The organism is Microbacterium sp. JZ31 (assembly GCF_016805985.1).
Taxonomy (GTDB): Bacteria; Actinomycetota; Actinomycetes; order Actinomycetales; family Microbacteriaceae; genus Microbacterium.
The window spans coordinates 1,063,728-1,090,714 of sequence record NZ_CP017661.1 but is presented as its reverse complement, the minus strand read 5'-3'; the positions used below and the strand labels follow the sequence as shown (position 1 = coordinate 1,090,714).

General features: G+C 70.8%; 26 protein-coding genes. 13 read left to right on the top strand and 13 right to left on the bottom strand.

Features of this window, described 5'->3' with window-relative positions; genetic code table 11:
• Positions 1-9 precede the first annotated feature (9 nt).
• Together BJP60_RS05180 and ychF are read right to left on the bottom strand one after the other, a co-directional pair.
• Complete coding sequence (locus BJP60_RS05180) at positions 10-465, bottom strand: DUF4262 domain-containing protein (RefSeq protein ID WP_203138006.1); 456 nt, start codon at positions 463-465, stop codon at positions 10-12.
• Between the two features lie 67 nt (positions 466-532).
• Positions 533-1,606 (bottom strand): redox-regulated ATPase YchF, encoded by a 1,074-nt coding sequence (gene ychF, locus BJP60_RS05175; protein ID WP_203138003.1) that lies wholly within the window; start codon positions 1,604-1,606, stop codon positions 533-535.
• Between the two features lie 93 nt (positions 1,607-1,699).
• On the opposite strand from ychF, the gene BJP60_RS05170 reads away from it, so the two are divergent.
• The 4 genes from BJP60_RS05170 to BJP60_RS05155 all read left to right on the top strand — a co-directional run bounded on the left by BJP60_RS05170 (position 1,700) and on the right by BJP60_RS05155 (position 5,757).
• The gene (locus BJP60_RS05170) at positions 1,700-3,223 is read left to right on the top strand and encodes a peptide MFS transporter (protein ID WP_238439571.1); all 1,524 of its coding nucleotides are present in this window, start codon (positions 1,700-1,702) and stop codon (positions 3,221-3,223) included.
• 68 nt (positions 3,224-3,291) lie between these two features.
• Positions 3,292-3,876 (top strand): 3'-5' exonuclease, encoded by a 585-nt coding sequence (locus BJP60_RS05165; protein WP_203138001.1) that lies wholly within the window; start codon positions 3,292-3,294, stop codon positions 3,874-3,876.
• Between the two features lie 102 nt (positions 3,877-3,978).
• The gene (locus BJP60_RS05160; RefSeq protein WP_203138000.1) at positions 3,979-4,287 is read left to right on the top strand and encodes a hypothetical protein; all 309 of its coding nucleotides are present in this window, start codon (positions 3,979-3,981) and stop codon (positions 4,285-4,287) included.
• Positions 4,288-4,446: 159 nt separating this feature from the next.
• Positions 4,447-5,757, top strand: a complete 1,311-nt coding sequence (locus BJP60_RS05155; protein ID WP_203137999.1) for a DNA recombination protein RmuC — start codon at positions 4,447-4,449, stop codon at positions 5,755-5,757.
• On the opposite strand, the gene BJP60_RS05150 is transcribed toward BJP60_RS05155, so the two are convergent.
• Positions 5,744-5,947: a hypothetical protein gene (locus BJP60_RS05150; protein WP_238439570.1), complete on the bottom strand. Its 204-nt coding sequence runs from the start codon at positions 5,945-5,947 to the stop codon at positions 5,744-5,746. The genes BJP60_RS05155 and BJP60_RS05150 overlap by 14 nt on opposite strands.
• Before the next feature lie 123 nt (positions 5,948-6,070).
• On the bottom strand, positions 6,071-7,051 hold the full coding sequence (gene glpX / locus BJP60_RS05145) for a class II fructose-bisphosphatase (RefSeq protein ID WP_203137998.1): 981 nt from the start codon (positions 7,049-7,051) through the stop codon (positions 6,071-6,073).
• A 171-nt stretch (positions 7,052-7,222) separates the two neighbouring features.
• On the opposite strand from glpX, the gene fbaA reads away from it, so the two are divergent.
• Positions 7,223-8,251, top strand: a complete 1,029-nt coding sequence (fbaA, locus tag BJP60_RS05140; protein ID WP_203137997.1) for a class II fructose-bisphosphate aldolase — start codon at positions 7,223-7,225, stop codon at positions 8,249-8,251.
• A 124-nt stretch (positions 8,252-8,375) separates the two neighbouring features.
• Here fbaA and BJP60_RS05135 read toward each other — a convergent pair whose 3' ends face one another.
• From BJP60_RS05135 to BJP60_RS05125, 3 genes are all read right to left on the bottom strand, one after another.
• Positions 8,376-9,329, bottom strand: a complete 954-nt coding sequence (locus BJP60_RS05135; RefSeq protein ID WP_203137996.1) for a hypothetical protein — start codon at positions 9,327-9,329, stop codon at positions 8,376-8,378.
• Positions 9,330-9,433: 104 nt separating this feature from the next.
• Positions 9,434-9,970 carry a DUF6264 family protein gene (locus BJP60_RS05130; RefSeq protein WP_203137994.1) on the bottom strand — a complete coding sequence of 179 codons (537 nt, stop codon included), beginning with the start codon at positions 9,968-9,970 and terminating at the stop codon, positions 9,434-9,436.
• A 39-nt stretch (positions 9,971-10,009) separates the two neighbouring features.
• The gene (locus BJP60_RS05125; RefSeq protein ID WP_203137992.1) at positions 10,010-11,086 is read right to left on the bottom strand and encodes a 4-hydroxy-3-methylbut-2-enyl diphosphate reductase; all 1,077 of its coding nucleotides are present in this window, start codon (positions 11,084-11,086) and stop codon (positions 10,010-10,012) included.
• Positions 11,087-11,163: 77 nt separating this feature from the next.
• Here BJP60_RS05125 and xseA point away from each other — a divergent pair, with 77 nt between their 5' ends.
• The 6 genes from xseA (at position 11,164) to BJP60_RS05095 (ending at position 16,928) form a co-directional block, all read left to right on the top strand.
• Positions 11,164-12,501, top strand: a complete 1,338-nt coding sequence (xseA, locus tag BJP60_RS05120) for an exodeoxyribonuclease VII large subunit (RefSeq protein WP_203137991.1) — start codon at positions 11,164-11,166, stop codon at positions 12,499-12,501.
• Position 12,502: 1 nt separating this feature from the next.
• Positions 12,503-12,754, top strand: a complete 252-nt coding sequence (locus tag BJP60_RS05115) for an exodeoxyribonuclease VII small subunit (RefSeq protein WP_203137990.1) — start codon at positions 12,503-12,505, stop codon at positions 12,752-12,754.
• Positions 12,754-13,383: a DUF4245 family protein gene (locus tag BJP60_RS05110; protein ID WP_203137989.1), complete on the top strand. Its 630-nt coding sequence runs from the start codon at positions 12,754-12,756 to the stop codon at positions 13,381-13,383. The genes BJP60_RS05115 and BJP60_RS05110 overlap by 1 nt, the downstream gene beginning before the upstream one ends.
• Complete coding sequence (locus BJP60_RS05105) at positions 13,380-14,030, top strand: carbonic anhydrase (protein ID WP_203137988.1); 651 nt, start codon at positions 13,380-13,382, stop codon at positions 14,028-14,030. The genes BJP60_RS05110 and BJP60_RS05105 overlap by 4 nt, the downstream gene beginning before the upstream one ends.
• Positions 14,031-14,082: 52 nt before the next feature.
• Entirely contained in the window at positions 14,083-15,477 is a 1,395-nt protein-coding gene (locus tag BJP60_RS05100; RefSeq protein ID WP_203137987.1) for a class II fumarate hydratase, read from the top strand.
• Between the two features lie 170 nt (positions 15,478-15,647).
• Complete coding sequence (locus tag BJP60_RS05095) at positions 15,648-16,928, top strand: endonuclease/exonuclease/phosphatase family protein (protein WP_203137986.1); 1,281 nt, start codon at positions 15,648-15,650, stop codon at positions 16,926-16,928.
• Positions 16,929-16,998: 70 nt separating this feature from the next.
• Here the strand turns inward: BJP60_RS05095 and BJP60_RS05090 are convergent, their stop codons facing one another.
• The 5 genes from BJP60_RS05090 to BJP60_RS05070 form a co-directional block, all read right to left on the bottom strand.
• On the bottom strand, positions 16,999-17,232 hold the full coding sequence (locus tag BJP60_RS05090; protein WP_238439569.1) for a YbdD/YjiX family protein: 234 nt from the start codon (positions 17,230-17,232) through the stop codon (positions 16,999-17,001).
• Positions 17,222-19,468, bottom strand: coding sequence for a carbon starvation CstA family protein (locus BJP60_RS05085; RefSeq protein ID WP_203137985.1), 2,247 nt, complete (start codon positions 19,466-19,468; stop codon positions 17,222-17,224). Before BJP60_RS05085 ends, BJP60_RS05090 begins: the two co-directional genes overlap by 11 nt.
• A gap of 145 nt (positions 19,469-19,613) precedes the next feature.
• Positions 19,614-20,903: a PhoH family protein gene (locus BJP60_RS05080; protein ID WP_238439629.1), complete on the bottom strand. Its 1,290-nt coding sequence runs from the start codon at positions 20,901-20,903 to the stop codon at positions 19,614-19,616.
• 299 nt (positions 20,904-21,202) lie between these two features.
• The gene (locus BJP60_RS05075) at positions 21,203-22,321 is read right to left on the bottom strand and encodes an aminotransferase class V-fold PLP-dependent enzyme (protein WP_203137982.1); all 1,119 of its coding nucleotides are present in this window, start codon (positions 22,319-22,321) and stop codon (positions 21,203-21,205) included.
• 48 nt (positions 22,322-22,369) lie between these two features.
• On the bottom strand, positions 22,370-23,146 hold the full coding sequence (locus tag BJP60_RS05070; RefSeq protein WP_203138972.1) for an isoprenyl transferase: 777 nt from the start codon (positions 23,144-23,146) through the stop codon (positions 22,370-22,372).
• 109 nt (positions 23,147-23,255) lie between these two features.
• Here BJP60_RS05070 and trhA point away from each other — a divergent pair, with 109 nt between their 5' ends.
• Positions 23,256-23,996 carry a PAQR family membrane homeostasis protein TrhA gene (trhA, locus tag BJP60_RS05065; RefSeq protein WP_203137981.1) on the top strand — a complete coding sequence of 247 codons (741 nt, stop codon included), beginning with the start codon at positions 23,256-23,258 and terminating at the stop codon, positions 23,994-23,996.
• A gap of 10 nt (positions 23,997-24,006) precedes the next feature.
• Here trhA and BJP60_RS05060 read toward each other — a convergent pair whose 3' ends face one another.
• Positions 24,007-26,073, bottom strand: a complete 2,067-nt coding sequence (locus BJP60_RS05060; protein WP_203137980.1) for a GGDEF domain-containing protein — start codon at positions 26,071-26,073, stop codon at positions 24,007-24,009.
• 228 nt (positions 26,074-26,301) lie between these two features.
• Here BJP60_RS05060 and BJP60_RS05055 point away from each other — a divergent pair, with 228 nt between their 5' ends.
• A complete protein-coding gene (locus tag BJP60_RS05055; protein ID WP_203137979.1) occupies positions 26,302-26,979 on the top strand; it encodes an EAL domain-containing protein in 678 nt (225 codons plus the stop codon).
• The last annotated feature ends 8 nt before the right edge of the window (positions 26,980-26,987 follow it).

Genomic DNA, 26,987 nt, shown 5'->3' with positions numbered 1-26,987 from the left:
GTCTGCGGGTCAGGCACTAGTCGGCATGGTTCCGAGCAGCGGTTGCGCCTCGTGCGGGTTGCGATAGCCCGGCTCCCAGGGATACGTATTGGTGGAATCCGGCCAGACAAGCTGCAGCGCGCGGAACTCGCCCACGATCGCGGTTGCAGCCGTCATGCCCGTGACGTCCTCGGCGGTGATGAACATCACGTCTCCCGACTCAGTGAGGGCGCTGATTCGCTCCCCTGCCACAAAGCACTTCTCTTCCGTCTGAACGTCCACAGCGTTCGAGATGAAGGCGTGCGCGACGTCGGTCGGCAATCCGGTGATCACCAGTTCAGGCCAGCCGCGCGACGTGAGTCCGACAGTGTAGGAGAAGGCGGCCTGCGTTGTCGTTGCATCCGCAAGCACATGTCGAACGGCCCATCCGTGGCGGTCCACCAACACCTTGAGATCAGCAATCGCCTGTTCGGAGTGCTCGTTCATGAGCCGACTCTAGAGCGAGTGAGGCACAGCGCCGGCGCACTGCCTCAGACGTTGAATGGAAACGCGGTCACACGTTGAAGCGGAACTCCACCACGTCGCCGTCGGCCATCACGTAGTCCTTGCCCTCGATGCGGACGCGGCCCTTGGACTTCGCCTCCGCCATGGACCCTGCCTCGTCGAGGTCGGCGAACGAGACGACTTCCGCCTTGATGAAGCCGCGCTCGAAGTCGGAGTGGATGACGCCGGCCGCCTGCGGGGCGGTCCATCCCTTGCGGATCGTCCAGGCGCGCGACTCCTTGGGGCCGGCCGTAAGGTACGTCTGCAGGCCGAGCGTCTCGAAGCCGACGCGGGCGAGCTGGTCGAGGCCGGACTCCTGCTGTCCGAGCGACTGCAGCAGCTCGAGCGCCTCCTCGGGGTCGAGGTCGATCAGCTCGGACTCGACCTTGGCGTCGAGGAACACGGCCTTCGCCGGCGCGACCAGCGCGGCGAGCTCCGCCATGCGCGCCTCGTCGGTCAGCACGCCCTCGTCGACGTTGAAGACGAAGAGGGTGGGCTTCGCGGTCAGCAGTCCGAGCTCGCGGATCGGCGTCACGTCGAAGCCGGCCTGGAACAGCGTCTTGCCCGTGTCGAGCACGGCCTTCGCCGCGTTGGCGGCCTCGAGCACGGCCGGGTCGGCCTTCTTGCCCTTGACCTCCTTCTCGAGACGCGGGATCGCCTTCTCGAGCGTCTGCAGGTCGGCCAGGATCAGCTCGGTGTTGATCGTCTCCATGTCGGACGCCGGATCGACCTTGCCGTCCACGTGCACGACATCCGAGTCGGAGAATCCACGCACGACCTGCGCGATGGCATCCGCCTCGCGGATGTTCGCGAGGAACTGGTTGCCGAGACCCTCGCCCTCGCTCGCACCGCGCACGATGCCCGCGATGTCGACGAACGAGACGGGAGCGGGAAGGATGCGGGCCGAGCCGAAGATCTCGGCAAGGCGGTCGAGGCGCGGGTCCGGCAGCTCCACCACGCCCACGTTCGGCTCGATCGTCGCGAACGGATAGTTCGCGGCGAGCACCGTGTTCTTGGTCAGGGCGTTGAAGAGGGTCGACTTGCCGACGTTGGGAAGGCCGACGATTCCGATGGTAAGAGCCACGGGAGTCCAGTCTACGCGGGCCCTCTCACCCGGGCCGGCCCGGCGGGCGGCCGCTCGGAGGATCCATGGAGGTCCGCGTGCGATTCTGGAATGATGAGTGCCCCAACTACCGGCCGGACCGCCGCCGCGCAGAATCCCCACGAGGATCGGCGCTTCTTCGGTCATCCGCTCGGTCTGCTGACGCTCTTCACGACCGAGATGTGGGAGCGCTTCAGCTTCTACGGCATGCGCGCGATCCTGCTGCTGTTCCTCACGGCCGAGCTGGCGGAGGGCGGTCTCGCACTCGACGAGACCACCGGCCAGGCGCTCGTCGCGATCTACGGCACGGGCGTCTACCTGCTCACGATCGTCGGCGGATGGCTCGCCGACCGCATCATGGGATCGCGCCGCGCGACGCTGTACGGCGGCGTCGTCATCGCGGCCGGCCACGTCAGCCTGGCCCTGCCGGGCGCGACGTTCACGTTCCTCGGCATGGTCCTCGTGGCCGTCGGCACGGGCCTGCTCAAGTCGAACGTCTCGACGATGGTCGGCGACCTCTACGCCCGCGACGACGCCCGCCGCCAGTCGGCGTTCTCGATCTTCTACATGGGCATCAATCTCGGCTCGTTCTTCTCGCCGCTGATCATCATGCCCGTGCGCCTGGCGTTCGGCTTCCACGCCGGCTTCCTGGTCGCGGCGATCGGCATGGCCCTCGCGGTGGCCTTCTTCATCGGCGGTCGCCGCCTGCTGTCCGCCGAGGGCGACGTCGTGCCCAATCCGATCCCGCGCGCCGAGGTGCCGAAGGTCGTCCGGATGATCGCCCTCATCCTCGCCGGCGTCGCGGTGCTCACTCTCCTCGCGTCGCTGATCCAGGGCGGCTGGGGCCTCGACGCCCTGATCGACGCGCTCAGCTACGTCGGCCTCGTCGCCCCCGTCGTCGCGTTCGCGCTGATGTACCGCTCCCCCAAGGTCACCGCCCCCGAGCGGAGCCGCCTGCTCGCGTACATCCCGCTGTTCATCGCGGCGATGCTGTTCTGGATGATCCTGGATCAGGCGGCCACGACCATGACGACGTTCGCCGACGAGCGGACGGACCTGAGCATCTTCGGATGGCAGTTCGGGGCCGAGTTGTTCCAGTCGATCAACCCGTTCGTGATCTTCGTGCTCGCGCCGGTGTTCGCATGGATCTGGGTGAAGACCCACGACCGGCCGGCCGTGCCGTACAAGTTCGCGATCGGCCTGGCCCTCGCGGCCGTGTCCTTCGTCGTGCTGGCCGGCGGCGCGTGGCTCGCGGGCGACGGCAAGGCGCCCGCCGTCCTGCTCATCTCGGTGTATGTGATCCAGACGATCGGCGAGCTGTTCCTGTCGCCCGTCGGCCTGGCCGCCACGACGCTGCTGGCGCCCAAGGCGTTCCGCGGCCAGGCGATGGGCCTGTGGTTCCTCGCCCCGGCGGCGGGGTCCGCCATCACGGCCCAGGTGGTGCAAGCGACGGAGGGCGTCTCGGACGTCGCGTACTTCGGCTGGACCGGCGTCGTCGCCGCGGTGTTCGCGGTCGCGCTGTTCGCCGTCAGCCCGTGGGTGCGCAGGCTCATCCACCAGGCCGACGAGGCCGAGGGCGTGCACACCTCGGGCGACTGACCCGCTCGATCGGAGCCCCGGCGGCGCGCCTGCCGGGGCTCCGTCGTGCCGCCGCGCAGACTCGATCCGTGGCTCTGGACTTCACGGCGATCGACTTCGAGACGGCGAACGGATCCAGGGCGAGCGCTTGTCAGGTCGGGCTTACGAAGGTGCGCGACGGCAAGGTCATCGCGACGGCCGGGTGGCTCATCCGCCCACCGGTGGGACACGACGAGTTCCTCGAGTGGAACACGCGGATCCACGGCATCACGGCGGAGGACGTCATCGACGCGCTCGGCTGGGACGAGCAGATCGAGGATCTGATCGGGTTCGCCGAGGACGACGTGCTCGTCGCCCACAACGCCAGCTTCGACATGGGCGTGCTGCGCGCGGCCTGCGAGGTCACGCGGTACGACCTGCCCGCCTACCGCTACGCGTGCACGCTGCAGGTCGCGCGGAAGGTCTATCGCCTGCCGTCCTACCGGCTCCCCGTCGCGGCGGAGGCCGCGGGCTTCGCCGGCTTCGCGCACCACGACGCGGTCGCCGACGCCCTCGCGTGCGCGCACATCCTGATCGACGCCGCCCGGATCTCCGGCGCCGAGGACGTGGACACCCTGTCGGCGCTGATCGGCGCCCGCATCGGCCGGATCGAGCCGGCCGTCGTCGCCGCCTGAAGTCGCTCTCCTCCCGGCGCGCCGATTCGCGCAACGCAGGAGTTGCGCCGCAGCACCCAACGGCGCGCTTACGACCGGCGCAGCGGGGCATAGGGTTCGACCGTGGACTTCATGCTCGCTCTCGCAGCAGGAGCGTTGCCGATCGCGTCGCTGCTGCTCGGCGCCTGGCTGCGCGGCCTCAGACCACCGCGGCAGGACGACCGAGAAGCACGCCCCGGCGCACCGGCCGCATCGCGGACGTGGACGCTCGTCCGGCTGCTGGTCGTCATCCTCGGCAGTTCGTTGATCCTGATCGAGCCGGCACTGATCGAGCCGCTGCCCGTGCAGTACATCCTCCTGATCGCTGTGCCGCTGGTGCTGGGTTTTGCCGTGAGAGCACTGCTCGAGAGGCGCCTGTCAGCGATTCGCTGACGCTCTCCTTCTGCACAACGCAGGAGTTCCCCGCCGCCGCAACGGTCGGCGCGTCCGCGGTCCGGGTGGTGCCCCGTCGGTGCGGCGTGTCGGCTCCTGCATTGTGCGGGCGTGGAGGGCCGCCGAACGGATGTCCGTGGTGCCGTCCATGATGGGCCCATGGACGCACTTCTCCTCCTGCTCGTGATCGTGGCGCTGCTCGCCGGCGCGGCGATCGGCTGGTTCGCGCGCGCCGGGCGCGCGGCACGCGACGCCGCTGCGCTCGCGGCGCGCACCGCGGAGGTCGCCGGGCTGCGCGAGGCGCTCGAGCGGGAGCAGGATCTGCGCCGTGACGCGATCGCGCACGCGCAGGCGGAGCGCGCGCAGACGGAGGAGCGCGCACGACGCGAGAGCGCGGTGCTCACCGCCCTCTCCCCCGTGCGCGAGAGCCTTCACCGCATGCAGCAGCGGGTCGACGAGATGGAACGCGAGCGGCACAGCCAGTTCGGCACCATCGCCGAGCAGCTGCGCCGTGCGCACGCGTCGGACGAGGCGCTGCGGGCGACGACCGAGTCACTCGCGGGCGCCCTCCGATCGACGACGGCGCGTGGCGTGTGGGGCGAGACGCAGCTGCGCCGCGTCGTCGAGTCGGCCGGCCTCGTCCGGCACGTCGACTTCGACACGCAGACCGTGCTGGCGGGGGAAGACGGCTCCGGCCGACCCGACATGGTCGTGCGCCTGCCGGGCGACAAGGCGATCGCGATCGACGCCAAGGCGCCGCTCGATGCGTTCCTGGACGCCGCGGCGATCCCCGACTCGGCAGCGGGCGATGACGCGCGCCGGCGCCGCGAGCTGCTGAAGCAGCATGTGAAGGCCGTGCGCGGTCACGTCGACGCGCTCGCGCGCAAGGCCTACTGGGCGGGGCTGCCGTCGAGCCCCGAGTTCGTCGTCTGCTTCCTGCCGAGCGAGTCGATCCTGGCGGTGGCGCTCGACGAGGATCCGACGCTGCTGGAGTACGCGTTCTCCAAGCGGGTCGCCCTTGCCTCCCCCGTCAACCTCTGGGCCGTGCTCAAGACCGTCGCCTACGCCTGGACGCAGCAGGAGGTGTCCGACGAGGCCCGCACCCTGTTCACCCTCGGCAATCAGCTGTACGAGCGCCTGGGCACGCTCGCGCAGCACGCCGACGGCCTGCGCCGGGCGATCGAGCGCACCGTCGACAGCTACAACAAGTTCGCGGGATCCCTCGAGTCGCGCGTACTCGTCACGGCCCGGCAGTTCCCCGGCATCGACGAGACGAAGCTCGCCGCGACGCCCGAGCCGCGTCCGCTGCACGCGACCACGCGGCGCATGGCGGCGCCGGAGCTGCTCGCAGGTCTTGAGGAGGACGTCGCCGTGACCGAGTCGATCGCGTTGCGACTGGATCAGTCACGGCTCGCGCCCGCGGATCCGACGACGGCGGACGACGAGAGCGAGGCGATCAGCCGGGGATGAGGCTCAGCAGCGCCGTGACGGCGCCCGAGAAGCCCACGAACGCACCGACGAACCACCAGGCACTCGGCTCCTGGCCGGGTGCGCGCCGAACGCGCAGCAGGACGTCGGGACGACGGGCCGGATCGGGGTAGACCGGCTGCGGGGCGCTGCGCTCAGGCACGTGCTGAACCGGCGCGTTCTGTACTGACATGCCTTTTCGCCCCCTGCTGTGTCGGACATTCCGCTTCGCCCATCATCCCAGACGGAACCTCCGAAATCGGTCACAGGTGCATCACACGCTCCGGCGTGGCGCGGGCAGCTCACCCCGTTGCGGTCACAGCCACTTCGACGTCAGGTGATCCGACGAGACGCGACGCAGCGTCCCGGAGTGGCTGCGCAGCACGACGCTCTCGGTGTAGACGTAGTCGCCCTGGCGTCGCACTCCGGCGACGAGCTGACCGTCGGTCACGCCCGTCGCGACGAACAGCGTGTTGTTGCCGGCGACCAGATCATCCGCCTCGTAGACGTGGTCCATCTTGAGGCCCGCGTCGATGCCCTTCTGGCGCTCCTCGTCGTCGCGCGGCCAGAGGCGGCCCTGGATGTGGCCGCCGAGCGCCTTGATGGCGCACGCGGTCACGATGCCTTCGGGGCTGCCGCCCACGCCCACGCACATGTCCGTGCGGGCGTCGTGGCGCGCCGCGTTGATGCCGCCCGCGACATCGCCGTCGCTCATGAGGCGCGTGCCCGCACCCGCTTCGCGGATCTCCTGGATGAGCTTCTCGTGACGCGGACGGTTCAGCACCGACACGACCACCTCGTCGACGGGCTTGTCGAGCGCCTTCGCAAGGCGGCGGACGTTCTCGCCGATCGGGAGGCGGATGTCGACGACGCCGACACCCGCGGGACCCGTCACGAGCTTGTCCATGTAGAACACGCTCGACGCGTCCAGCATCGTGCCGCGATCCGACATGGCGATCACGGACAGCGCGTTCTGCCGGCCGGCGGCCGTCAGCGAGGTGCCGTCGATCGGGTCGACCGCGATGTCGTAGGAGCGGCCCTCGCCCGTGCCGACGTGCTCGCCGTTGTAGAGCATCGGCGCGTTGTCCTTCTCGCCCTCGCCGATCACGATCACGCCGTCGAACTCGACCGTCGCCAGGAAGGCCCGCATGGCGTCGACCGCCGCGCCGTCCGCCGCCTCCTTGTCGCCGCGGCCGATGAACGGCACGGCACGGATGGCGGCCGCTTCCGTGGCACGCACCAGCTCGAGGGCGATGTTCCTGTCGGGGTGGAGCGGGGACATGTCGGCGGTCTGCATAAGGCGAGCGTATTGCGATCCGAACGCGGACTTGCGCGCGTGTCGCCCGCAGGATCACCGCTTCTTTCCAAAACCGCAAAGCAGGCGTCGCAGCGACGCCCACGAACGGCATGAACCCCGGAGTTTCTCTAGACTGGCGGCGAATCCGTCGAACGACTCCAAGGAGCAGACATGGCCTTCGCCACCCCGGATCAGTACGCAGAGATGCTCGACCGCGCAAAGGCGGGCGGCTTCGCGTATCCGGCGATCAACGTCTCGAGCTCGCAGACGATCAACGCGGTTCTGCAGGGTCTCCAGGAGGCCGGCAGCGACGGAATCCTGCAGGTCACGACCGGTGGCGCCGACTACTTCGCCGGCCACACCGTCAAGAACCGTGCCGTGGGCGCGATCGCGATGGCCGAGTACGTCAAGCGCGTCGCGGCGTCGTACGACATCACCGTCGCGGTGCACACCGACCACTGCCCCAAGGACGCGCTGGACAGCTTCCTGCTGCCGATCCTCGCGGCCTCCGAGGAGCAGGTGAAGGCCGGCGGCGCGCCGATCTTCCACTCGCACATGTGGGACGGCTCGGCCGTGCCGCTCGACGAGAACATCCAGATCGCGAGCGAGCTGCTCCCCCGCCTGCACAACATCAACGCGATCCTCGAGATCGAGGTCGGCGTTGTCGGCGGCGAGGAGGACGGCGTCAAGCACGAGGGCTCGAACGAGGCCCTGTACACGACGGTCGCGGATGTCGCGAAGGCCGTCGAGGCGCTGGGGCTGGGCGACAAGGGCCGCTACATCTCGGCCCTGACCTTCGGCAACGTGCACGGCGTCTACAAGCCCGGAGGCGTCAAGCTCCGTCCCGAGCTGCTGGGCGAGATCCAGGAGGGCATCGCGGAGCAGTTCGGCACGGACGCGAAGCCGCTCGACCTCGTCTTCCACGGCGGCAGCGGCTCGACGGACGAGGAGATCGCGACCGCGGTCGGCAACGGCGTCATCAAGATGAACATCGACACCGACACGCAGTACGCGTTCACGCGCTCGATCGCCGGGTACATGCTCTCCCACTATGAGGGCGTGCTGAAGGTCGACGGCGAGGTCGGCAACAAGAAGCAGTACGACCCGCGCGCGTGGGGCAAGGTCGCCGAGACGGCGATGGCCGCCCGCGTGGTCGAGGCCACCAAGCAGCTCGGCTCGTACGGCCAGTCGCAGCGCTGACGACCTCACGAACGGATGCCCCGGAGCCGCGCGGCTCCGGGGCATCCGACGTTTCGGGCCGGTGGGATCAGCCCAGCGCGCCGTCCTGCCCCAGCCACCGTTCCGCCCAGCCGCGGGCCGTCTCTCAGCCGGCGGCGGTGAGCTGCGCTTCGACGGCCGCGTACAGCGCGCGCGACTCGACGAAGCGCGCCTCGTCGTCTGCCTGCGACAGCACGACCGCGTAGACGCGCACGGTCTGATCTCCGACCGTGATGTCCTTCGCGGACAGCAGGTTGCTGCCGTCGAGCGTTCCGGTCTTGATCCCGACCACGCCCGGATCCGTCAGCAGGTCGTTCGTGTTCTCGACCAGCCCCGCCCCGGGCAGCTCGATCTCCGGCGTCGCGACGATCTCGGCGATGACCGGATCCGCGAGCGCCAGCTTTCCGAGCTCGATGAGGGCCGACGGGGTGGCGGTGTTCGCCGGGTCGATGCCCGTCGCCTCCACGACCGTGATGTCCTCGATCCCGTGCGCGGGTAGGAACTCGGACGCCGCGGCGGCGAAGGCCGCGTCGTCGCCCCAGATCTCCTCTACCAGGATGTCCGCGTAGTTGCAGGCCGAGCCCATCAGCATGCCCTGCAGCAGCTGGTACTGCGTGAGAGAACCGCCGGCGGGCACCGGCAGCGCCGACTCGTCACGCGCCAGGTACTCCTCGTACGAGTCGTTCCACTTCTCGACGAAGTGGAACTCCGGGCCGGGCTCTCCCGGCGCGAGCGGCTTCGCATCCAGCACCATGAGCGCGGTGACGAGCTTCGTGACGCTCGCCATGGCGTGCACCTCGTCGGACGGCGTGAGCGTCTCGCCGTCGCCGACCGCCACGGCCGCGGCGCCCTCGGCCGGCCACGGGATGTCGGCCGTGTCGAGCGCGGGCAGCGTCGCCTGCGCGACCGCGCGCTCCTCCGCGACCGCCTGCGGCGCATCCTGCGGTCCGACGGCCGAGTTCGCGAAGGTCGTGATGCCGGCGCCGAGCCCGACCGCCAGCGCGATGAAGAGGCCGAAGCGCGCGAGGCGCAGGCGGCGTTTGCGGCTGAGGGGACTCATCGCCTCTCAGTCTGACCCACGCACCCGCGGATTGGCGGGAGCCGGGCCCGGTTCGTCGCCGACGGGTCGGCGATCCCGCGATCAGGTCGGTTTCCGGCGTCCGATCAGGCGCCCGACTGGCGCATCACCGCGTCCAGCACCGCCGGGTCCGACAGCAGCGCGGCCGTGATGAGGATGGCCGAGATCGCGTTGAACACGAAGCCGCCCACGAACGGGATCCAGAACACGACCCAGCCGCGGCGATGGGCGGCATACGTCGCCCATGCGGTCACCAGCCAGCCGAAAACGAGCGTGATCGCGGCGGCGATCCCCCACGCTCCGGTCGCGGTGAGGCCGACCTCGTCCGCGTCGAGACCCAGCATGGTGAGCAGCGGCGCGGGATCCAGCGTCGCCGGGATCGCGCTCACCAGGCTCAGCACGCCGTAGACGAGCAGCCCGATCGCGACCGCGCGGTCGAGGATCCGGCCGGGCGTCAGCGCGCGGCGCGACGGCGTGGGCTCCGCCGCAGCGGGCGGCGCGACCGGCGCCAGCGGCGGAAGCGGCTGCTGGATGCGCGCGGCCTGCTCCTCGGGTGTCGCGTACTCGCCGTACTGCGGTCGCGGCCTGTCCCCCGACATCGCCGCGGATTCCGAATCGGTCACGTGCTCGCCTCGCTCAGTTCGCTCGCGGAGGGCGCGGCGTCACGCCCGGCCCCGGCCGCCGATCGCGCGAGCGTCGCGGCGGCCGCTGGCGTCCTGGCGCAGCTCCTTCGGCAGCGAGAACATCAGGTCCTCCTCCGCCGTGCGCACCTCCTCGACGTCGCGGTAGCCGGCGCCGGAGAGCTCGGCGAGCACCTCCTGCACGAGCACCTCGGGCACGGATGCCCCGCTCGTGACGCCGACCGTCTCGACGCCCTCGAGCCACTCCTGGCGCACCTCGTCGGCGTAGTCGACGCGATAGGCGGCCTTGGCGCCGTGCTCGAGCGCGACCTCGACCAGCCGGACACTGTTGGACGAGTTCGCCGAACCGACCACGATCACGAGATCGGCCTCGCGGGCGACCTTCTTGATCGCGACCTGGCGGTTCTGCGTCGCGTAGCAGATGTCGTCGGACGGCGGATCCTGCAGCTGCGGGAAGCGCTCGCGCAGGCGGCGCACGGTCTCCATCGTCTCGTCCACCGAGAGCGTCGTCTGCGACAGCCACACGACCCGATTCGGGTCGGCGACCTCGACCGTGTCGGCCTCCTCGGGCGAGTTCACGATCGTCACGTGGTCCGGGGCCTCGCCCGCCGTGCCCTCGACCTCCTCATGGCCATCGTGGCCGATGAGCAGGATCTGGTAGTCATCGCGCGCGAAGCGGACGGCCTCGCGGTGCACCTTCGTCACGAGCGGGCAGGTGGCGTCGATCGCCTGCAGGCCGCGGTCGGACGCGGCGTTGACGACCGCGGGCGAGACGCCGTGCGCGCTGAAGACCACGTGCGCACCCGCCGGCACCTCGTCGACCTCCTCCACGAAGATCGCGCCCTTCGCCTCGAGCTCGGTCACCACGTGGATGTTGTGCACGATCTGCTTGCGCACGTACACGGGCGCACCATAGCGCTCGAGCGCCTTCTCGACGGCGACGACCGCGCGGTCGACGCCCGCGCAGTACCCGCGGGGAGCCGCCAGCAGGACCCGCTTCTGTCCGGGGACCGGGATATCCTGTAGGGGCTCGCGACGGACCTGCGCACGGCGTGCCGGGACGGCGGGCACGGGCAACGAGATGGCGGTGGCGCTCACATCTCGATTCTACGGTCGGCCCCCTGTACGGGGCCCGAGCGGCCCGAGTTCCCGCCCGTCCGGAAGCAAGAGGTGGCATGACGTCGTTCCAGCCCGTCGCCGTCGCAGGCGAGGCGCCGCCGCCCGACAGCGTCGCACCCCGTGACTCCACGCCCGCCGCACCCACGTCGATCCATCGCCTCAACCAGACGATCAAGGGCTTCATCGAGCGCTGGGGATCCGTCTGGGTGGAGGGCGAGATCACGTCGTGGAACGTGCGCGCAGGCGCCGTCTACGCCCGGCTGAAGGACCTGCAAGGCGACGCCCAGATCTCGATCCGCATCTGGTCGAGCGCGCGCAACCGGATGCCCGCCGATCTGAAGGTCGGCGACCACGTGATCGCCTGCGTGAAGGCCGACTTCTATCCGCGCGGCGGCGACTTCTCGTTCCAGGTGTCCGCGATGCGGCACGTCGGGCTCGGCGAGCAGCTCGAACGTCTCGAGAAGCTGCGCGCGCAGCTGCGCGCCGAGGGGCTGTTCGACCCGTCGCGCAAGAAGCCGCTGCCGTTCCTGCCGCACTGCATCGGCCTCATCACGGGCGAGCGCAGCGACGCCGAGAAGGACGTGCACCGCAACGCCGAGCTGCGCTGGCCGCAGGTGCGCTTCCGCACCGAGTACGCCGCCGTGCAGGGCGACCGCTGCGTGCCGGAGACGCTCGCGGCTCTGGGGCGCCTGGACACGGACCCCAACGTCGACGTGATCGTGATCGCGCGCGGCGGCGGCGACCCGCAGACCCTGCTGGGCTTCAGCGACGAGCGCCTGCTGCGCGCGGTCGCGGCCGCGCAGACCCCCGTCGTGAGCGCGATCGGGCACGAGAACGATCACCCGCTGCTCGACGACGTGGCCGACCTGCGCGCCTCGACCCCCACGGATGCGGCGAAGCGCGTCGTGCCGGACGTCGGAGAGCAGCGCGCGATCGTCGCGCAGCTGCGCTCGCGCCTGACGATGCGGCTGACGCAGCGCATCTCGCACGACATCGCCCAGCTCGAGCAGCTGCGTTCGCGCCCCTCGCTGCGCTCGCCCCAGCACCTCATCCGCACGCGCACGCAGGACGTGTGGCAGCTCGTCAGCCGCGGGCGCGACCTCGCCGAGCGCCGTGTCGAGCAGGGGCTGCTGCGGACGGCCGAGCTGCGCGCGTCGCTGCGCGCACTGTCCCCAGCCGCGACCCTGGCGCGCGGCTACGCGATCGCGCACGCGGACGGCGGCGTCATCCTGCGCGACGCGGATCAGGCGCCCGCCGGCACGCGGATCGTCGTGACGCTGGAGCGCGGATCGCTCGGGGCGACGTCCACGGGCGAGGTCGCGGAGGGACCGACGAGCGCGGGCCGGTCGTCCGCTGCCGGCGGACCGGCGGCGGCGGGAAACGCCGGAAAGTAGGATGGATCCCGTGACCTCCGACATCGCCGACCCCTCGCTCCCGGACGTCGCCACCCTCTCGTTCGAGCAGGCGCGCGACGAGCTCGTCCGCGTCGTCGGCGAACTCGAGCAGGGCGCGCCCACCCTCGAGCACTCGCTCGCGCTGTGGGAGCGCGGCGAGGCGCTCGCGGCCCGCTGCGACGAGTGGCTGCGCGGCGCCAAGCGCCGCCTCGAGGCCGCTCAGGCCGCGGGCGACACCGAAGGCGACGCCTGATGGCCAAGGAACCGCGCGTCGTCGCCGAGCTCGGCCGCCCGGAGACCGCCGAGGAGACGGCGGTGCGGAAGGCCGCGAACTCGAAGGCGTACCGCGACAGCCAGAACTTCCGGAACCTCGTCGTCGCCCTGCTCGCGACGCTCGCGATCGTCCTGGTGATCTTCTTCGCCGTGCCCCGCGGTGAGCCGGCGCCCCGCCCCACGATCGATCCCGCGCAGGTCGCGGCCGAGGCCGGGTCCCAGTTCCCGACCGTCATCGTGCCCGCCGTGCCCGAGGACCTCGGCTGGACCGTCAATCAGGCCCAGTTCGAAGGCGCCGAGTGGCACATCGTCTACCTGCCCGCCGATCAAAGCTTCCTGCGCTTCGCGCAGGGCTTCGGTGCGGACGAGACGTGGGCCGCGCAGGTCCTCGGCGGTTCCGCGCCGACCGACGAGCTCGTGATCGGCGACATCACGTGGCAGGTGTACGAGGTCGACCCGGGCGAGAACGGCAACGTCACGTACGCGCTCGGCACCCAGGCCGGGCCCGACCACATCCTGCTGTACGGGTCGTCGACCCCGGAGAAGACCGCGGAGGCGGCGGAGATCGTCGCGCCGGACGTGCGCGCGCTGATGGAGGAGAGCGAATGACGCAGATGACGCCCGACGAGGCCTGGCAGACGATGCTCGAGGGGAACGCCCGCTTCGTGGCCGGCGAACCCGAGCACCCCCATCAGGACGTCGAGCGCCGTCACGACATCGCCGCGGCTCAGACCCCGCGCGCCGCGCTGTTCGGCTGCTCCGACTCCCGTCTGTCGGCCGAGATCATCTTCGACCTCGGTCTCGGCGACCTGTTCGTGGTGCGCAACGCGGGCCAGGTGGTGGGCGACTCGATCGTCGGCAGCCTCGAGTACGCCGTCGAGGTGCTCAAGGTGCCGCTCATCGTCGTGCTCGGCCACGACGCGTGCGGTGCGGTGCGCGCCGCGATCGAGAGCACGCACGCCGACGCGCCCCCGCTGCCCCCCACGATCTGGCGCCTGATCGCACCGATCGTGCCCGCCGTGCGCCGCGTGCTGCGCGCCGGCGCCGCCGAGGGTGTCACGCCCGAGACCGTCGACGCCGACTCCGTCGGCCGCGAGCACCTGCGCGACACCGTGTCGGCCCTGCTGCAGCGCTCCGAGATCATCACGACCGCCGTCGCCGAGCGACGCCTCGCAGTCGTCGGCGCGAACTACCGCCTGGCCGAGGGCACGGTCGTGCCCGACGTCATCCTGGGCACCGCGCACGACGCCGCGTGACGCCGACCCGACCGAACCGATCCACCCTCAACCGCATCCGGAGGACGAAGAAGTGACCGAGATCGAGTACCGCATCGAGCACGACACGATGGGCGAGGTGCGCGTGCCCGCGTCTGCGCTCTACCGCGCGCAGACCCAGCGCGCGGTGGAGAACTTCCCGATCTCGGGCAAGGGCCTGGAGTCGACCCAGATCGCCGCGCTCGCGCGGATCAAGAAGGCCGCCGCGCTGGCGAACAAGGATCTCGGCACGCTCGACGGCACGATCGCCGACGCCATCGCGGCCGCGGCGGACGAGGTCGTGTCGGGCGCGCACGACGCGCACTTCCCCGTGGACACGTACCAGACCGGATCCGGCACGTCGTCGAACATGAACATGAACGAGGTGCTCGCCACGCTCGCGACGCAGAAGCTCGGCGCCGACGTGCACCCGAACGACCACGTCAACGCGTCGCAGTCGTCGAACGACGTCTTCCCCACCTCCGTGCACGTCGCCGTGACGCAGGCGCTGATCCAGGACCTGGTCCCCGCACTCGACCATCTCGCGAAGGCCTTCGAGGAGAAGGCGGAGCTGTGGAAGGACGCCGTCAAGTCGGGCCGCACGCACCTGATGGACGCCACGCCCGTGACGCTGGGCCAGGAGTTCGGCGGCTACGCCCGCCAGATGCGCCTCGGCATCGAGCGCGTCGAGGCGGCGCTCCCCCGTGTCGCCGAGGTGCCGCTCGGCGGCACGGCCGTCGGCACGGGCATCAACACGCCGCTGGGCTTCCCGCAGAAGGTCATCGAGCTGCTCGCGGCCGAGACCGGCCTGCCGATCACCGAGGCGAAGGACCACTTCGAGGCGCAGGCCAACCGCGACGGCCTCGTCGAGGCCTCGGGCGCGCTGCGCACGATCGCCGTGTCGCTCACGAAGATCAACAACGACCTGCGCTGGATGGGCTCGGGGCCGAACACGGGCCTGGGCGAGCTGCACATCCCCGACCTTCAGCCCGGCTCGTCGATCATGCCCGGCAAGGTCAACCCGGTCGTGCCGGAGGCCGTGCTCATGGTCGCCGCGCGCGTGATCGGCAACGACGCCACGGTGGCGTGGGCCGGCGCGTCCGGCGCGTTCGAGCTCAACGTCGCGATCCCCGTGATGGGCACCGCGCTGCTCGAATCGATCCGACTGCTCGCGAACGCCTCGCGTGTGCTCGCCGACAAGACCGTCAAGGGCCTCGAGGCGAACCTCGAGCGCGCCGCCGCGTTCGCCGGCATGAGCCCGTCGATCGTGACGCCGCTCAACAAGCTGATCGGCTACGAGGCGGCCGCGAAGATCGCCAAGCACTCGGTCGCCAAGGGCATCACGGTCCGCGAGGCCGTGATCGACCTCGGCTACGTCGAGCGCGGCGAGATCACCGAGGCTCAGCTCGACGAGAAGCTCGACCTGCTCTCCATGACGCACGCGGGCTGACGCATCCGCCGCAAGGCGGAACCGTCTGAGAGGCCCGGAGGACATCGTCCTCCGGGCCTCTCGTCGTCCGTCGCCGGCGGGCAGAACTGCCCATGCCTCGTTTCCTTCGCCGTCACCCGCGCCTCCTAGCGTGGGCACCCCCTGCGACAATGACTCACGAAGGAGCACCGATGCCCTTGCGCACCCAGACCCGCGGCCTCATCGCGGCAGCCGCGACCGTGGCGCTCGCCCTCGGCACCGCCGCCCCGGCCCTCGGCGCGTCGCCCGCGCCCACCGACCGTCAGGACGGCGGCCACGGCCACCACGGCGACCGCGACAGGTCGCTGCGGGTCGCGACCTACAACCTGTCGCTCAACCGCAACGAGCCCGGTCAGCTCGTCAGGGATCTCTCGACCGGCGCCGATCCGCAGGCGCGCACGGTCGCCGAGATCATCCAGCGCGCCCAGCCCGACGTCGTGCTCCTCAACGAGTTCGACTACGTCGAGGGCGGCGAGGCCGCCGACCTGTTCCGCGAGAACTACCTCGAGGTCGGTCAGAACGGCGCCCGCGCCGCCGAGTACCCCTACGCGTTCGTGGCGCCGTCGAACACCGGCGTCCCGAGCGGCTTCGACCTCAACAACGACGGCACGGTCTCGGGCGGCGACGACGCCCTGGGCTTCGGCGCCTTCCCCGGCCAGTACGGGATGCTCGTGCTGTCGAAGCACCCGATCGTGACGGACGAGGTCCGCACCTTCCAGCACTTCCTGTGGAAGGACATGCCCGGAGCGCTGCTGCCCGACGACCCGGCCACGCCCGCACCGGCCGACTGGTACACGGCCGAGGAGCTCGCCGTGCTGCCGCTGTCGAGCAAGTCGCACTGGGACGTGCCCGTGCGCGTCGGCCGCGAGACCGTGCACGTGCTCGCGTCGCACCCCACGCCGCCGACGTTCGACGGCGCGGAGGACCGCAACGGCGCCCGCAACCACGACGAGATCCGCTTCTGGTCCGACTACGTCACGCCGCGCGCCGGACGCTACATGTACGACGACGAGGGGCGTCGCGGCGGTCTCTCCCCCTCCGCGTCGTTCGTGATCGTGGGCGATCAGAACGCCGATCCGCTCGACGGCGACTCGGTCGACGCGGCGATTGACCAGCTGCTCCACAACCGCCGCATCCAGGACCCGCGCCCGTCGTCCCAGGGAGCGGTCGAGGCGGCGAGGCTGCAGGCCGGAGCGAACACGACGCACCGCGCCGACCCGCGCTACGACACGGCCGACTTCGCCGACACCGCGCCGGGCAACCTCCGCGCCGACTACGTCCTGCCCTCGCGCGACCTGCGTGTGTCCGGCTCGGGTGTGTTCTGGCCCGTGCAGGCCGATCCGCTGTCCGCGCTGACGGGCGTCTACCCCTTCCCGTCGAGCGACCACCGTCTCGTGTGGGTCGACATCGCGTTGAAGCGGGGCAAGCGCTGACGCGGCCGCTCCCTCGACGACAACGGGCCCGGAGGATCATCCTCCGGGCCCGCTGACGTCGATCCGACGCTCAGCAGCAGCGCGAGCCGGGGTTCGCGTCCTGCTCGCTGTAGACGCAGCGCCAGTACTCTGCGGGCGTCATGGGCTCGCGATCCGGATGGACGGCGCGCTCGTGCGCGAGGTACGAGTCGTACTTCGACTCCCCCGTCACGCCCTTGATGAACCACACGAGTGCGCGCCAGCCCCGGCCGGCCATCGCCGCGAGGGTGGTCGGCCGGACCTGCGGGCGCGTGTCAGTGACCACGGGTCGGCTGCATCTCCTCGGGGAGCGCGTTCCACTCCTTCTCGAGCGCGCGCTCCTCCGCCGTGGCGAACAGGCCCGCGGGGGCGAAGCGACGCGACGGCACCGCCGGGTCCTCGTTGTCGATGACCTCCGTCGCGCGGAACGCCTTGACCACCTGGATGATCGCGACCGAGATGACGATCGCCGCGAGCACGAGGAACACGATCGAGAGCGTGCCCTGCACCGCGGTGTTGCGCACGGTGGCCTCGGCCGCCGCGAGCTTGGCCGCGTCGTCCACGCCCGGCGCGAAGTCGGCGTACGTGCCGTCGGCGATGCCGTCGCGGAACTTCACGTGGTTGGCCCAGTAGCCCACCGCCGGGGTCGGCGAGAAGATCTTCTGGATCGAGCCGGTGAACGTCACCACGGTCACGAACGCGAGCGGGACGGCGACGATCCACAGGCCCTTGAACGTGCGGCGACGGGCGATGATCACCATCACGACCGCGAGGGCGATCGCCGCCAGCAGCTGGTTCGAGATGCCGAACAGCGGGAACAGCGTGTTGATGCCGCCGAGCGGATCCGTCACGCCCATGAGCAGGACGGCGCCCCACCCGGCGACCATGATCGCCGTGCAGATCCAGGCGCCCACGCGCCACGACGTGTCCTTGAACTTCGGGACGATGTTGCCGATCGAGTCCTGCAGCATGAACCGGGCGACGCGCGTGCCGGCGTCCACCGCGGTGAGGATGAACAGCGCCTCGAACATGATTGCGAAGTGGTACCAGAAGCCCAGCCACGCGGTGCCTCCGAGCCACTGGTGCAGGATGTTCGCGAGCCCGAAGGCCAGCGTCGGCGCGCCGCCGGTGCGGGAGATGATCGACTCCTCGCCCACGCCGACCGCGGCGCCCGTGAGCTGCTCGGCCGTGACGTTCACGCCCGTGAGGCCGAGGTTGTTGATGAAGGCCACGGCGCCCTCGACCGTGCCGCCCGTCGCGGCCGGAGAGGAGTTCATCGCGAAGTAGATGCCCTGATCGATCGTGATCGCCGCGACGAGCGCCATGATGGCGACGAACGACTCCATGAGCATGCCGCCGTAGCCGATGAAGCGGGTCTGCTTCTCCTTCTCGACCATCTTCGGCGTCGTGCCCGAGGAGATCAGCGCGTGGAAGCCCGAAAGCGCACCGCACGCGATCGTGACGAACAGGAACGGGAACAGGCTTCCCGCCCAGACGGGGCCGGTCTCACCGGCGGCGAAGATGCTGAGCGCCGGCATCTGCACGGTCGGCTGCACGAACAGGATCGCCACCGCGAGCAGGACGATGACGCCGATCTTCATGAACGTCGACAGGTAGTCGCGCGGCGCGAGCAGCATCCAGACGGGCAGGACGGCGGCCACGAAGCCGTAGATGATGATGCACCACGCGATCGTGGTGCGGTCGAGGCCGAAGATCGCCTGGCCCCACTCGCTCGCGCCCACGTACTGGCCGGCGACGATCGCCGCCATCAGCAGCACGAAGCCGATGAGCGAGACCTCGGCGATCTTGCCCGGACGGATCCAGCGCAGGTACGCGCCCATGAACAGTGCGATCGGGATCGTCATGGCGACGGAGAACACGCCCCACGGGCTCTCGCCGAGCGCGTTGACGACGACGAGCGCCAGGATCGCCGTGATGATGATCATGATGAGCAGCGTCGCGAGGATCGCGGCCGCGCCGCCGAAGCGGCCGAGCTCGTCCTTCGCCATCTGCCCGAGCGAGCGGCCTCCGCGACGCATCGAGAAGAACATCACGAGGTAGTCCTGCACGGCGCCCGCGAGCACGACGCCCACGATGATCCAGATGGTGCCGGGCAGGTAGCCCATCTGCGCCGCGAGCACGGGACCCGTCAGCGGGCCGGCGCCGGCGATGGCGGCGAAGTGGTGGCCGAACAGGACGCGGCGGTCGGTCGGCACGAAATCCTTGCCGTCCGCCTTGTACTCGGCCGGCGTCGCGCGGCGGTCGTCCGGCCGCGTGATCAGGCGCTCGATGTACTTGGAGTAGAAGCGGTAGAAGATCAGGTACGTCGCGACGGCCGCGAAGACGAACCAGATCGCGTTGACCGTCTCGCCGCGCACGATGGCGAGCATCGTCCAGCCCAGGCCGCCGAGCAGGGCGATCACGGCCCAGATGACGATCTTCAGCGGCGTCCACTTCGGCTTGTCCTCGACCGCGACGGGCGGCAGCGCCCGCTCTCGGGTCCGGGATCTGGTGTCTGACATGCTGAAGCTCCTTCGTCGCGCACACGCAGAAAAGGCGGCCGACGATGGCCGCATGCTGGGATTTTACTGAACACCGGCGAGAACGCCGCCCGCACACGCAGACGGCCCGGTCCGAGCGGACCGGGCCATCTGCGTCCGACAACCGTCAGGCGAGCTCGCCGACCTCCAGCAGGTCTGTGACGAGCGCCGCGATGGCCGAGCGCTCCGAGCGGGTGAGCGTCACGTGACCGAACAGCCCGTGGCCCTTCAGGGTCTCGATGACGCTCGCGATCCCGTCATGGCGGCCGACGCGCAGGTTGTCGCGCTGCGCCACGTCGTGCGTGAGCACGACGCGCGAGTTCTGCCCCATGCGGCTGAGCACCGTCAGCAGCACGTTGCGCTCGAGCGACTGCGCCTCGTCCACGATCACGAACGCGTCGTGCAGCGATCGTCCGCGGATGTGCGTGAGCGGCAGGACCTCCAGCAGTCCGCGCTGCACGACCTCGTCGAGCACGTTGGTCGACACCACCGAGCCGAGCGTGTCGTACACCGCCTGACCCCAGGGGTTCATCTTCTCCGCCTGGTCGCCGGGCAGGTAGCCCAGCTCCTGGCCGCCGACCGCGAACAGCGGGCGGAAGACGATGATCTTCTTCTGCTGCTGCCGCTCCAGCACCGCCTCGAGGCCCGCGCACAGCGCGAGCGCCGACTTGCCGGTGCCGGCACGGCCGCCGAGCGAGACGATCCCGACCTCGGGGTCGAGCAGGAGGTCGATCGCGATGCGCTGCTCGGCCGAGCGGCCGTGCAGGCCGAACACGTCGCGGTCGCCCCGCACGAGCTTGAGCTCTGCGTCGCCCGTGACGCGGCCGAGCGCCGATCCGCGCTCCGAGTGGATCACGAGGCCGGTGTTGACCGGCAGCCCGTGCGCGTCGTCATGCGACGCGACCTCGCTCTCGTACAGATCCGCCATGTCGTCGCCCGACAGGTGCAGCGTCGCGATGCCGGTCCAGCCCGAGTCCACCGCCTGCTCGGCCAGGTACTCCTCCGCGGAGAGTCCGAGCGAAGCGGCCTTGACGCGCATCGGGAGGTCCTTCGAGATCACGGTGACCTCGTTGCCGTCCTGCGCCAAGTGCATCGCGACCGCGAGGATCCGCGTGTCGTTGTCACCGAGCCGGACGCCGCTCGGCAGCACGCTCGGGTCGGTGTTGTTGAGCTCGACACGCAGCGTGCCGCCTTCGCCGACCGGCACGGGGAAGTCGAGACGGCCGTGCTCGACTCGCAGCTCGTCGAGGTGGCGAAGCGCCTGGCGGGCGAAGTAGCCCAGTTCGGGATCGTGCCGCTTGCCCTCGAGCTCGGTGATCACCACGACCGGGATCACGACCGAGTGCTCGGCGAAGCGGAAGAACGCCCGGGGATCGCTGAGCAGCACCGACGTGTCGAGCACGTAGGTGCGCAGGATCTCCGCGCTTTCGCTGGGTGAGGCCTGGCGCGCACCGGTCTTGCGATCCGTGGTGCTGGTGCTGCGACGGCTGGCCTGCTGAGTTGTGCTGATGGTCACGCCCCACTCCCGACCCGGGAACCTTGCCCGGCTTCAACGAGTCGACCTGGGGGCCACGAGTCGCGATCCTGTATGGCCGACCCGATCAGGCGCCTTGCCCGATGCGCTCACGGTAAGCCCGGCGGGCGTGCCAGCGCCACGAATGACAGGCGTGTCGTTCGTTACGATCTCGTGAACGGGATCCGGCGTTCCGCGCGCGTCTACGCGCGCTGCTGCGCGAACGCCGCGCACGCGTCATCGAGCAGTCCGAGCGTCTCGTCGTCGGTGCCCACGTGCGGTGCGACGCGCACCAGCCCGGACCGGGTCGTGACGCTCACTCCGCGATTGGCGAGCTCCGCGCCGAGCGCCGCGACACTGCCGGGCGCGAGCGCGACGATCCCTGCCCTGCGAGCCGGGTCGAGCGGCGTCACGACGGGGATGTCATGCCGCTGCGCGATCTCGATCACGCGCGCGGTGCGCTCGGCCAGTCCCTCCTCGATCGCCGCGACGCCGACGCCGTCGATCTCGGCGAGCGCGACCGCGAGCCGCGCGGGCAGCATCGCGTCGGAGCCGCTGACGGTGTACGCCTGCGCAGAGGCGGCGGGTGGCGGCACGGCGTCGACCGTCATGCCGCCCTCGGCTCCGCGGAACCCGGACAGGACGGGCTGGATCGCGGCGCGCGCCCGGGCGCCGAACCACGCGAAGCCCGTGCCCCGACCGGCGCGCAGCCACTTGTAGCCATGACCGCACACGACGTCCGCGACCTGCCAGTCCGCCTCCACGATGCCGAACGACTGCACGGCGTCGACGATCAGCAGCCGGTCCGGCCCGATCGCCTCGCGCAGCGCGCCGAGATCGACGCGGTACCCGGTGCGGAAGTCGACGTGGCTCACCACCAGCGCGGCCGTCTCCTCCTCGAGCGCGTCCGCGACCGCCTCCGGCGTCACCACGCCGTCCGGCGCCGTCAGCCATTGCGGGCGCACCCGCCCGAAGGCGTCGGCGGCGCGCGTGATCGCGGTCGGGATGTTGGGGAACTCCGCGGGCGAGGCGAGCACTCCGCCGGAGAGTCCGTAGACCGCGTGCATCAACCCGTACGTCGCGGAGGGCTGCAGCGTGACCTCGTCGGTCGCCGCGCCCAGCAGCCGGGCGATCAGGGCGCACGTCTCGTCCTGCTGCGCCGCGACGTGCGCGATGCTGCTCGCGCGTCCGGTGCTCAGCATCTCGAAGTCGGCGGCGACCTCATCGCGGACGGCGGGCGAGACCGGCCCGAAAGCCGCCCAGTCGAGGTATCCGGGTTCGACCTCGAACGTGGCGCGGAACGCGTCGATGGTGCTGGTCACACCGCCATTCTGGCAGGCCGGTGTCAGCGATCGTCGCGCCGGTGCGGCTCAGCCCCCGAAACGCCGGTCGCGCTTGGCGTAGTCGCGGATGGCGCGCAGGAAGTCGACCTCCCGGAGGTCCGGTCCCAGCGCCTCCACGAAGTAGAACTCGCTGTGCGCGCTCTGCCACACGAGGAAGTCGCTCAGTCGCTGCTCGCCGCTCGTGCGGATGACCAGGTCGGGATCCGGCTGTCCCCCGGTGTAGAGGTGCTCCCCGATCGCCTCCGGCGTGAGGTTCTCGGCGAGCTGCTCGAGCGTGCCGCCGCTCTCGTCGTGCTTGACGATGATGCGGCGCACCGCGTCGACGATCTCGTGGCGCCCGCCGTAGCCGACGGCGAGATTGACGTGCAGGCCGGTGTGCGTGCGGGTGCGCTCCTGCGCCTGCCGCAGCGCCGTGGCGAGCGTCTCGGGGAGCCCCTCCGGGCGCCCCGCGTGGTGCACGCGCCAGTCGCCGCTGGCCGCGAGGTCGCCCGCCAGGTCGGCGATGATGTCGATCAGGTCGGCGAGCTCGGTCGAGTCGCGCTTTCGCAGGTTGTCGTTCGAGAGCAGGTAGAGCGTGACGACCTTGACCCCCAGCTCGTCGCACCAGCCCAGGAACTCCATGATCTTCGCCGCGCCGGCGCGGTAGCCGTGCGCGACCGAGTCGTAGCCGAGCTGCCTCGCCCACCGGCGGTTGCCGTCGATCACCATCGCGACGTGGTGCGGCACGCTCTCCGGGTTGATCTGACGCCGCAGCCGGGAGCTGTACAACCGGTACAGCGGGCCGCGGCCCTCGGCCGGACGCAAGATACGCACGGCAATACGGTACTCCGCGAGCTCGGATGTCCCGTGCGAGGCCGTCCCTCGACGCGGGTTCGTGCCGCCGTCGGCATGGACCGGCCCGTACGCTCAGAACATGACGCAACCGGCGAACGACGACCCGACCTCCGCCGACGGTGTGCCTCAGCTTCCTCTGCTGGACGCAGCCGATCGCGATGCAGACGTCGAGATCAGACCGACGTGGCGGGGCTGGATCCATGCGGGCACGTTCCCGGTGGCGGTCGCGGCCGGCATCGTCCTGATCAGCCTCTCAGAGGGCGCGCCCGCGAAGTGGGCGTCGGCCGTGTTCATGGCGTCGTCGCTGCTGCTGTTCGGCAACTCGGCGGTCTATCACCGCTTCGACTGGAATCCGACGACCAAGGCGATCCTGCGACGGATCGATCACGCGAACATCCTGCTGCTCATCGCCGGCACGTACACGCCGATCGCGGTGCTCGCGCTGCCGCCCGGCAAGGGCTCGCTGCTGCTCACGCTCGTGTGGGGCGGCGCGATCCTGGGCATCCTCTTCCGCGTGTTCTGGCTCGGCGCTCCGCGCTGGCTCTACGTGGCGCTGTACCTGCTGCTGGGCTGGGCGGCCGTGATGTACCTCGTCGACCTCCTGAACGCCAACGTCGCGATGATGGTGCTGGTCATCGTCGGCGGCCTGCTCTACTCGGCGGGTGCCGCCGTCTACGGCGTCAAGCGTCCCAACCCGTGGCCGGGGCGCTTCGGCTTCCACGAGATCTTCCATGTCTGCACGGTGCTGGCGTTCCTGTGCCACTGGACCGCGGCGCTGCTCATCGCACTCGAGCCCCTGAGCGGCTCGCTCGGCGGCTGAGGCTCCGCGTTCACCCGTTCTGGGTGACCCGACCGGAGGCCGCCTCGCCGGCGTCCGACCCGCGCCCGGCATCCGTGACGCGCGTGGCACGCCCGGCCTTGGCAGCGTAGAGCGCTCGGTCGGCCCGCAGCAGAAGGTCGTCGGGACGCTCCCCCGTGCGCAGCGCGGCGGCACCCCACGACCACGACTCGTCCGCCTGCAGCCGCAGCCGCCGCATCACGGCACCGGCGCCTTCCAGGTCGACCCCGGGCAGCGCCAGCACGAACTCGTCGCCGCCGAAGCGGGCGAGCGCGTCGCCGCCTCGCAGCCGCTTCAGCCATCGGGCGCTGGCGGTGCGCAGCGCGAGGTCGCCGTGGTGGTGGCCGTACTCGTCGTTGAGCAGCTTGAAGTCGTCGAAGTCGATGGCGACCACGGTCAGCGCCGTGCCACGCCGATGAGCTCGTCGCACCATACGAGCCAGACGGTCCTGGAAACCCAGCCTGTTCAGGGCGCCGGTCAGCTCGTCCACCTCCGCGAGCCGGCGCATCCGCAGTCGCACGGCCAGCACCACCTCGAGGAGGAACCACGAGGCGGGGATGCCGACGACGACGGGGACGTGGACGAGATCGTCCCCGGCCCGCGGGCCGGCCGCGATCATGCCTGTCACCATGGCCACGGTGACGACGAGCAGGAACGCGCGGGCGACGCCCGCCGCGTAGAGGCATCCGAGCAGCATCGCGATGAGCTGCAGTCCCAGCAGAGCCTCCGCGAGCGGCACGGGCGAGTGCATCCATGCCAGGTGACCGAACGTGGTCGCGGCGGTCAGCGCCACCCACACCAGAGCCGCCCACGACGGGAAGCGGTCTCTCATGGCCAGCGCCACCGCGATCGTCAGAGCACCGATCAGCACGTCGACGAGCGAGACCGCCGATTCCGGCCCGGCGTCCGCGCGGATCACTTCGGGGAGATCGGTGAGCAGGAACAGCGCCGCGGCACCGATGCAGACCCCCGTCGCCAGCCGGTGACGCGTGGCGCCTGCGGCCGTCCTCACTGCGGTGAGGACCGCCGTCGTCCGCGGCGGGAAGACGCGGGCCGGACGCGACGGCGTGCGGTGCTTGTCGCTGTACAGCTGCCGATCGGCCTGCCGGAACGCCCTGTCCAGCGACACGGCGGGAGTGAGCTCGGCGATGCCGGCGCTGAACCGGTGCGGGGAGGCGCGGCGCAGCGCGAGCACGGCGTCCTGCGCGGCGGCTGCGTCATCCGCTTCCACCACGATCACGAACTCGTCGCCGCCCCAGCGTCCGATGAGCGCCGTGTCGTCGAGCGCGCTCCGCCACGCGCGCACGCTCTCTCGCAGCAGCATGTCGCCGGCGGCATGACCGTTCCGGTCGTTGAACGGCTTCAAGCCGTCGAGGTCGATGACGACCACCCAGTGCCCGCCCTGCCGCCGGCCGCGCGCCTCCGCGCGAAGGCCGCGCCGGTTCAGCGCCCCCGTGAGCGGATCGGTGCTCATGGCGTGACGGAGTCCCCGGATCAGCGCGATCGACACCTCGAGCACGAAGACGCTGACCAGGGCTGCGTACAGGCTCGACCAGCCGACCGGCCCGAGGACACCGCCGAGGGCCGGGTTGACGGCCGCCGCGGCCATGGACGCGAGCAGGATGCAGCCGATGCCGAGGCGCGCGGTCCGCTCGGGATAGGCCCAGCCGAGATAGAGCGCCAGCAGCGGAAGCAGATACAGGCCGCTGAGGAATCCGCCCATGTCCGGCGAGGCCATCTGGGCCACCGTGATCCCCAGCCCGACGCCGCACACGAGCACGAGCCCCGCCCAGCGCGGAAGCCGCCGTCCCGCCGCCAGCGCCCACGCGCCGCCGAGGAGACACAGCGCGAGCTGGGCGAGCTGCGCGCTGGTCTCGACGAGCGTGTGCCGGTGGACGAGGACGTGCGCGCCGATGAGCACGGCGAAGAACAGCGCGCCGACGGCCGTCGCGAAGGAGAAGCTGGACTGCCGCGGCAGGCGGCGGCCCTGCTCCTGGCCGCGGGCGCGCCGGATCGAGCCCACGGCAGCGCCGAGGGCATGGTCGACTGAGCGCGACATGCGTTGTCTCCAGGGTGCACCGGCTCGGGCAGCCGGCGTTGCGCCGGCTCGGGCAGCCGGCGTTGCGTCGGCTCGGGTAGCCGACAATCGCCTTCACGGCTCGGGTAGCCGATCAGCGACTCGCACAGACTAGCGGACGCGACCGCCGTCGACGCCACCCCGGGCATCGGATCGACGCGCCGTCGCCGGACGACTAGAGTCGCTGGAGAGCACGACGAGAGCGAGATCATGCAGTTTTGGAGGGCGCCGGAGCCGCTGCGAGGAAATGGGCATGAGATCCACTTCCAGCGGCTCATCGACGTGCGTTCGGAGGAGGTCATCGGCTACGAGGCGCTCGCGCGCTTCGCCGACGGACGTCCGCCGACCGCCCACCTGGCGCAGGCCGCCGAGGCGGGCCGGCTGATCCAGCTCGAGATCGAGCTGCTGCGCAGCGCCGTCGCGGCCGCGCGGATCGTGCCCGATCACCTGCTCGTGACCATCAACGCCTCGGCTGCCACGATCACGGCGCCCGAGATCGACGGCGCGCTGCCGGCCGGCCGGCGGTGGGGGCTCGAGCTGGCGGAGACCTCCCGCATCGAGACCGCAGATGACCTGCGCTCGCGCGTGGCGCAGCTGGGCGCCCTCATGCTGATCGACGACGCCGGCGCGCAGCATGCGTGCCTGGATTGGATCCCGAAGCTGCAGCCCGCGATCGTGAAGATCGACAAGAGCGTCGTCTGGGAGGCGTGTCAGCGGCGGTCCGCCCGTCGCCGCCTCGACGAGTTCGTGACGGTGTCTCGTCGCGTGGGCGCCAAGACGCTCGCCGAGGGCGTCGAGACCGAGCTGCACGAGCGCGTCGTCACGGAGGCGGGCATCGACTACGCCCAGGGCTTCCGCTACGGCGAGCCCGCCGCCGTCGCCGCCTGAGCCGTCCG

Bases quoted from the DNA above. Each gene is read 5' to 3' on its own strand.
- BJP60_RS05180 (WP_203138006.1), bottom strand. From the start codon at position 465: ATGAACGAGCACTCCGAACAGGCGATTGCTGATCTCAAGGTGTTGGTG.
- BJP60_RS05170 (WP_238439571.1), top strand. From the start codon at position 1,700: ATGAGTGCCCCAACTACCGGCCGGACCGCCGCCGCGCAGAATCCCCAC.
- BJP60_RS05155 (WP_203137999.1), top strand. From the start codon at position 4,447: ATGGACGCACTTCTCCTCCTGCTCGTGATCGTGGCGCTGCTCGCCGGC.
- BJP60_RS05150 (WP_238439570.1), bottom strand. From the start codon at position 5,947: ATGTCAGTACAGAACGCGCCGGTTCAGCACGTGCCTGAGCGCAGCGCC.
- glpX (WP_203137998.1), bottom strand. From the start codon at position 7,051: ATGCAGACCGCCGACATGTCCCCGCTCCACCCCGACAGGAACATCGCC.
- fbaA (WP_203137997.1), top strand. From the start codon at position 7,223: ATGGCCTTCGCCACCCCGGATCAGTACGCAGAGATGCTCGACCGCGCA.
- BJP60_RS05135 (WP_203137996.1), bottom strand. From the start codon at position 9,329: ATGAGTCCCCTCAGCCGCAAACGCCGCCTGCGCCTCGCGCGCTTCGGC.
- xseA (WP_203137991.1), top strand. From the start codon at position 11,164: ATGACGTCGTTCCAGCCCGTCGCCGTCGCAGGCGAGGCGCCGCCGCCC.
- BJP60_RS05115 (WP_203137990.1), top strand. From the start codon at position 12,503: ATGGATCCCGTGACCTCCGACATCGCCGACCCCTCGCTCCCGGACGTC.
- BJP60_RS05110 (WP_203137989.1), top strand. From the start codon at position 12,754: ATGGCCAAGGAACCGCGCGTCGTCGCCGAGCTCGGCCGCCCGGAGACC.
- BJP60_RS05105 (WP_203137988.1), top strand. From the start codon at position 13,380: ATGACGCAGATGACGCCCGACGAGGCCTGGCAGACGATGCTCGAGGGG.
- BJP60_RS05095 (WP_203137986.1), top strand. From the start codon at position 15,648: ATGCCCTTGCGCACCCAGACCCGCGGCCTCATCGCGGCAGCCGCGACC.
- BJP60_RS05085 (WP_203137985.1), bottom strand. From the start codon at position 19,468: ATGTCAGACACCAGATCCCGGACCCGAGAGCGGGCGCTGCCGCCCGTC.
- trhA (WP_203137981.1), top strand. From the start codon at position 23,256: ATGACGCAACCGGCGAACGACGACCCGACCTCCGCCGACGGTGTGCCT.
- BJP60_RS05060 (WP_203137980.1), bottom strand. From the start codon at position 26,073: ATGTCGCGCTCAGTCGACCATGCCCTCGGCGCTGCCGTGGGCTCGATC.
- BJP60_RS05055 (WP_203137979.1), top strand. From the start codon at position 26,302: ATGCAGTTTTGGAGGGCGCCGGAGCCGCTGCGAGGAAATGGGCATGAG.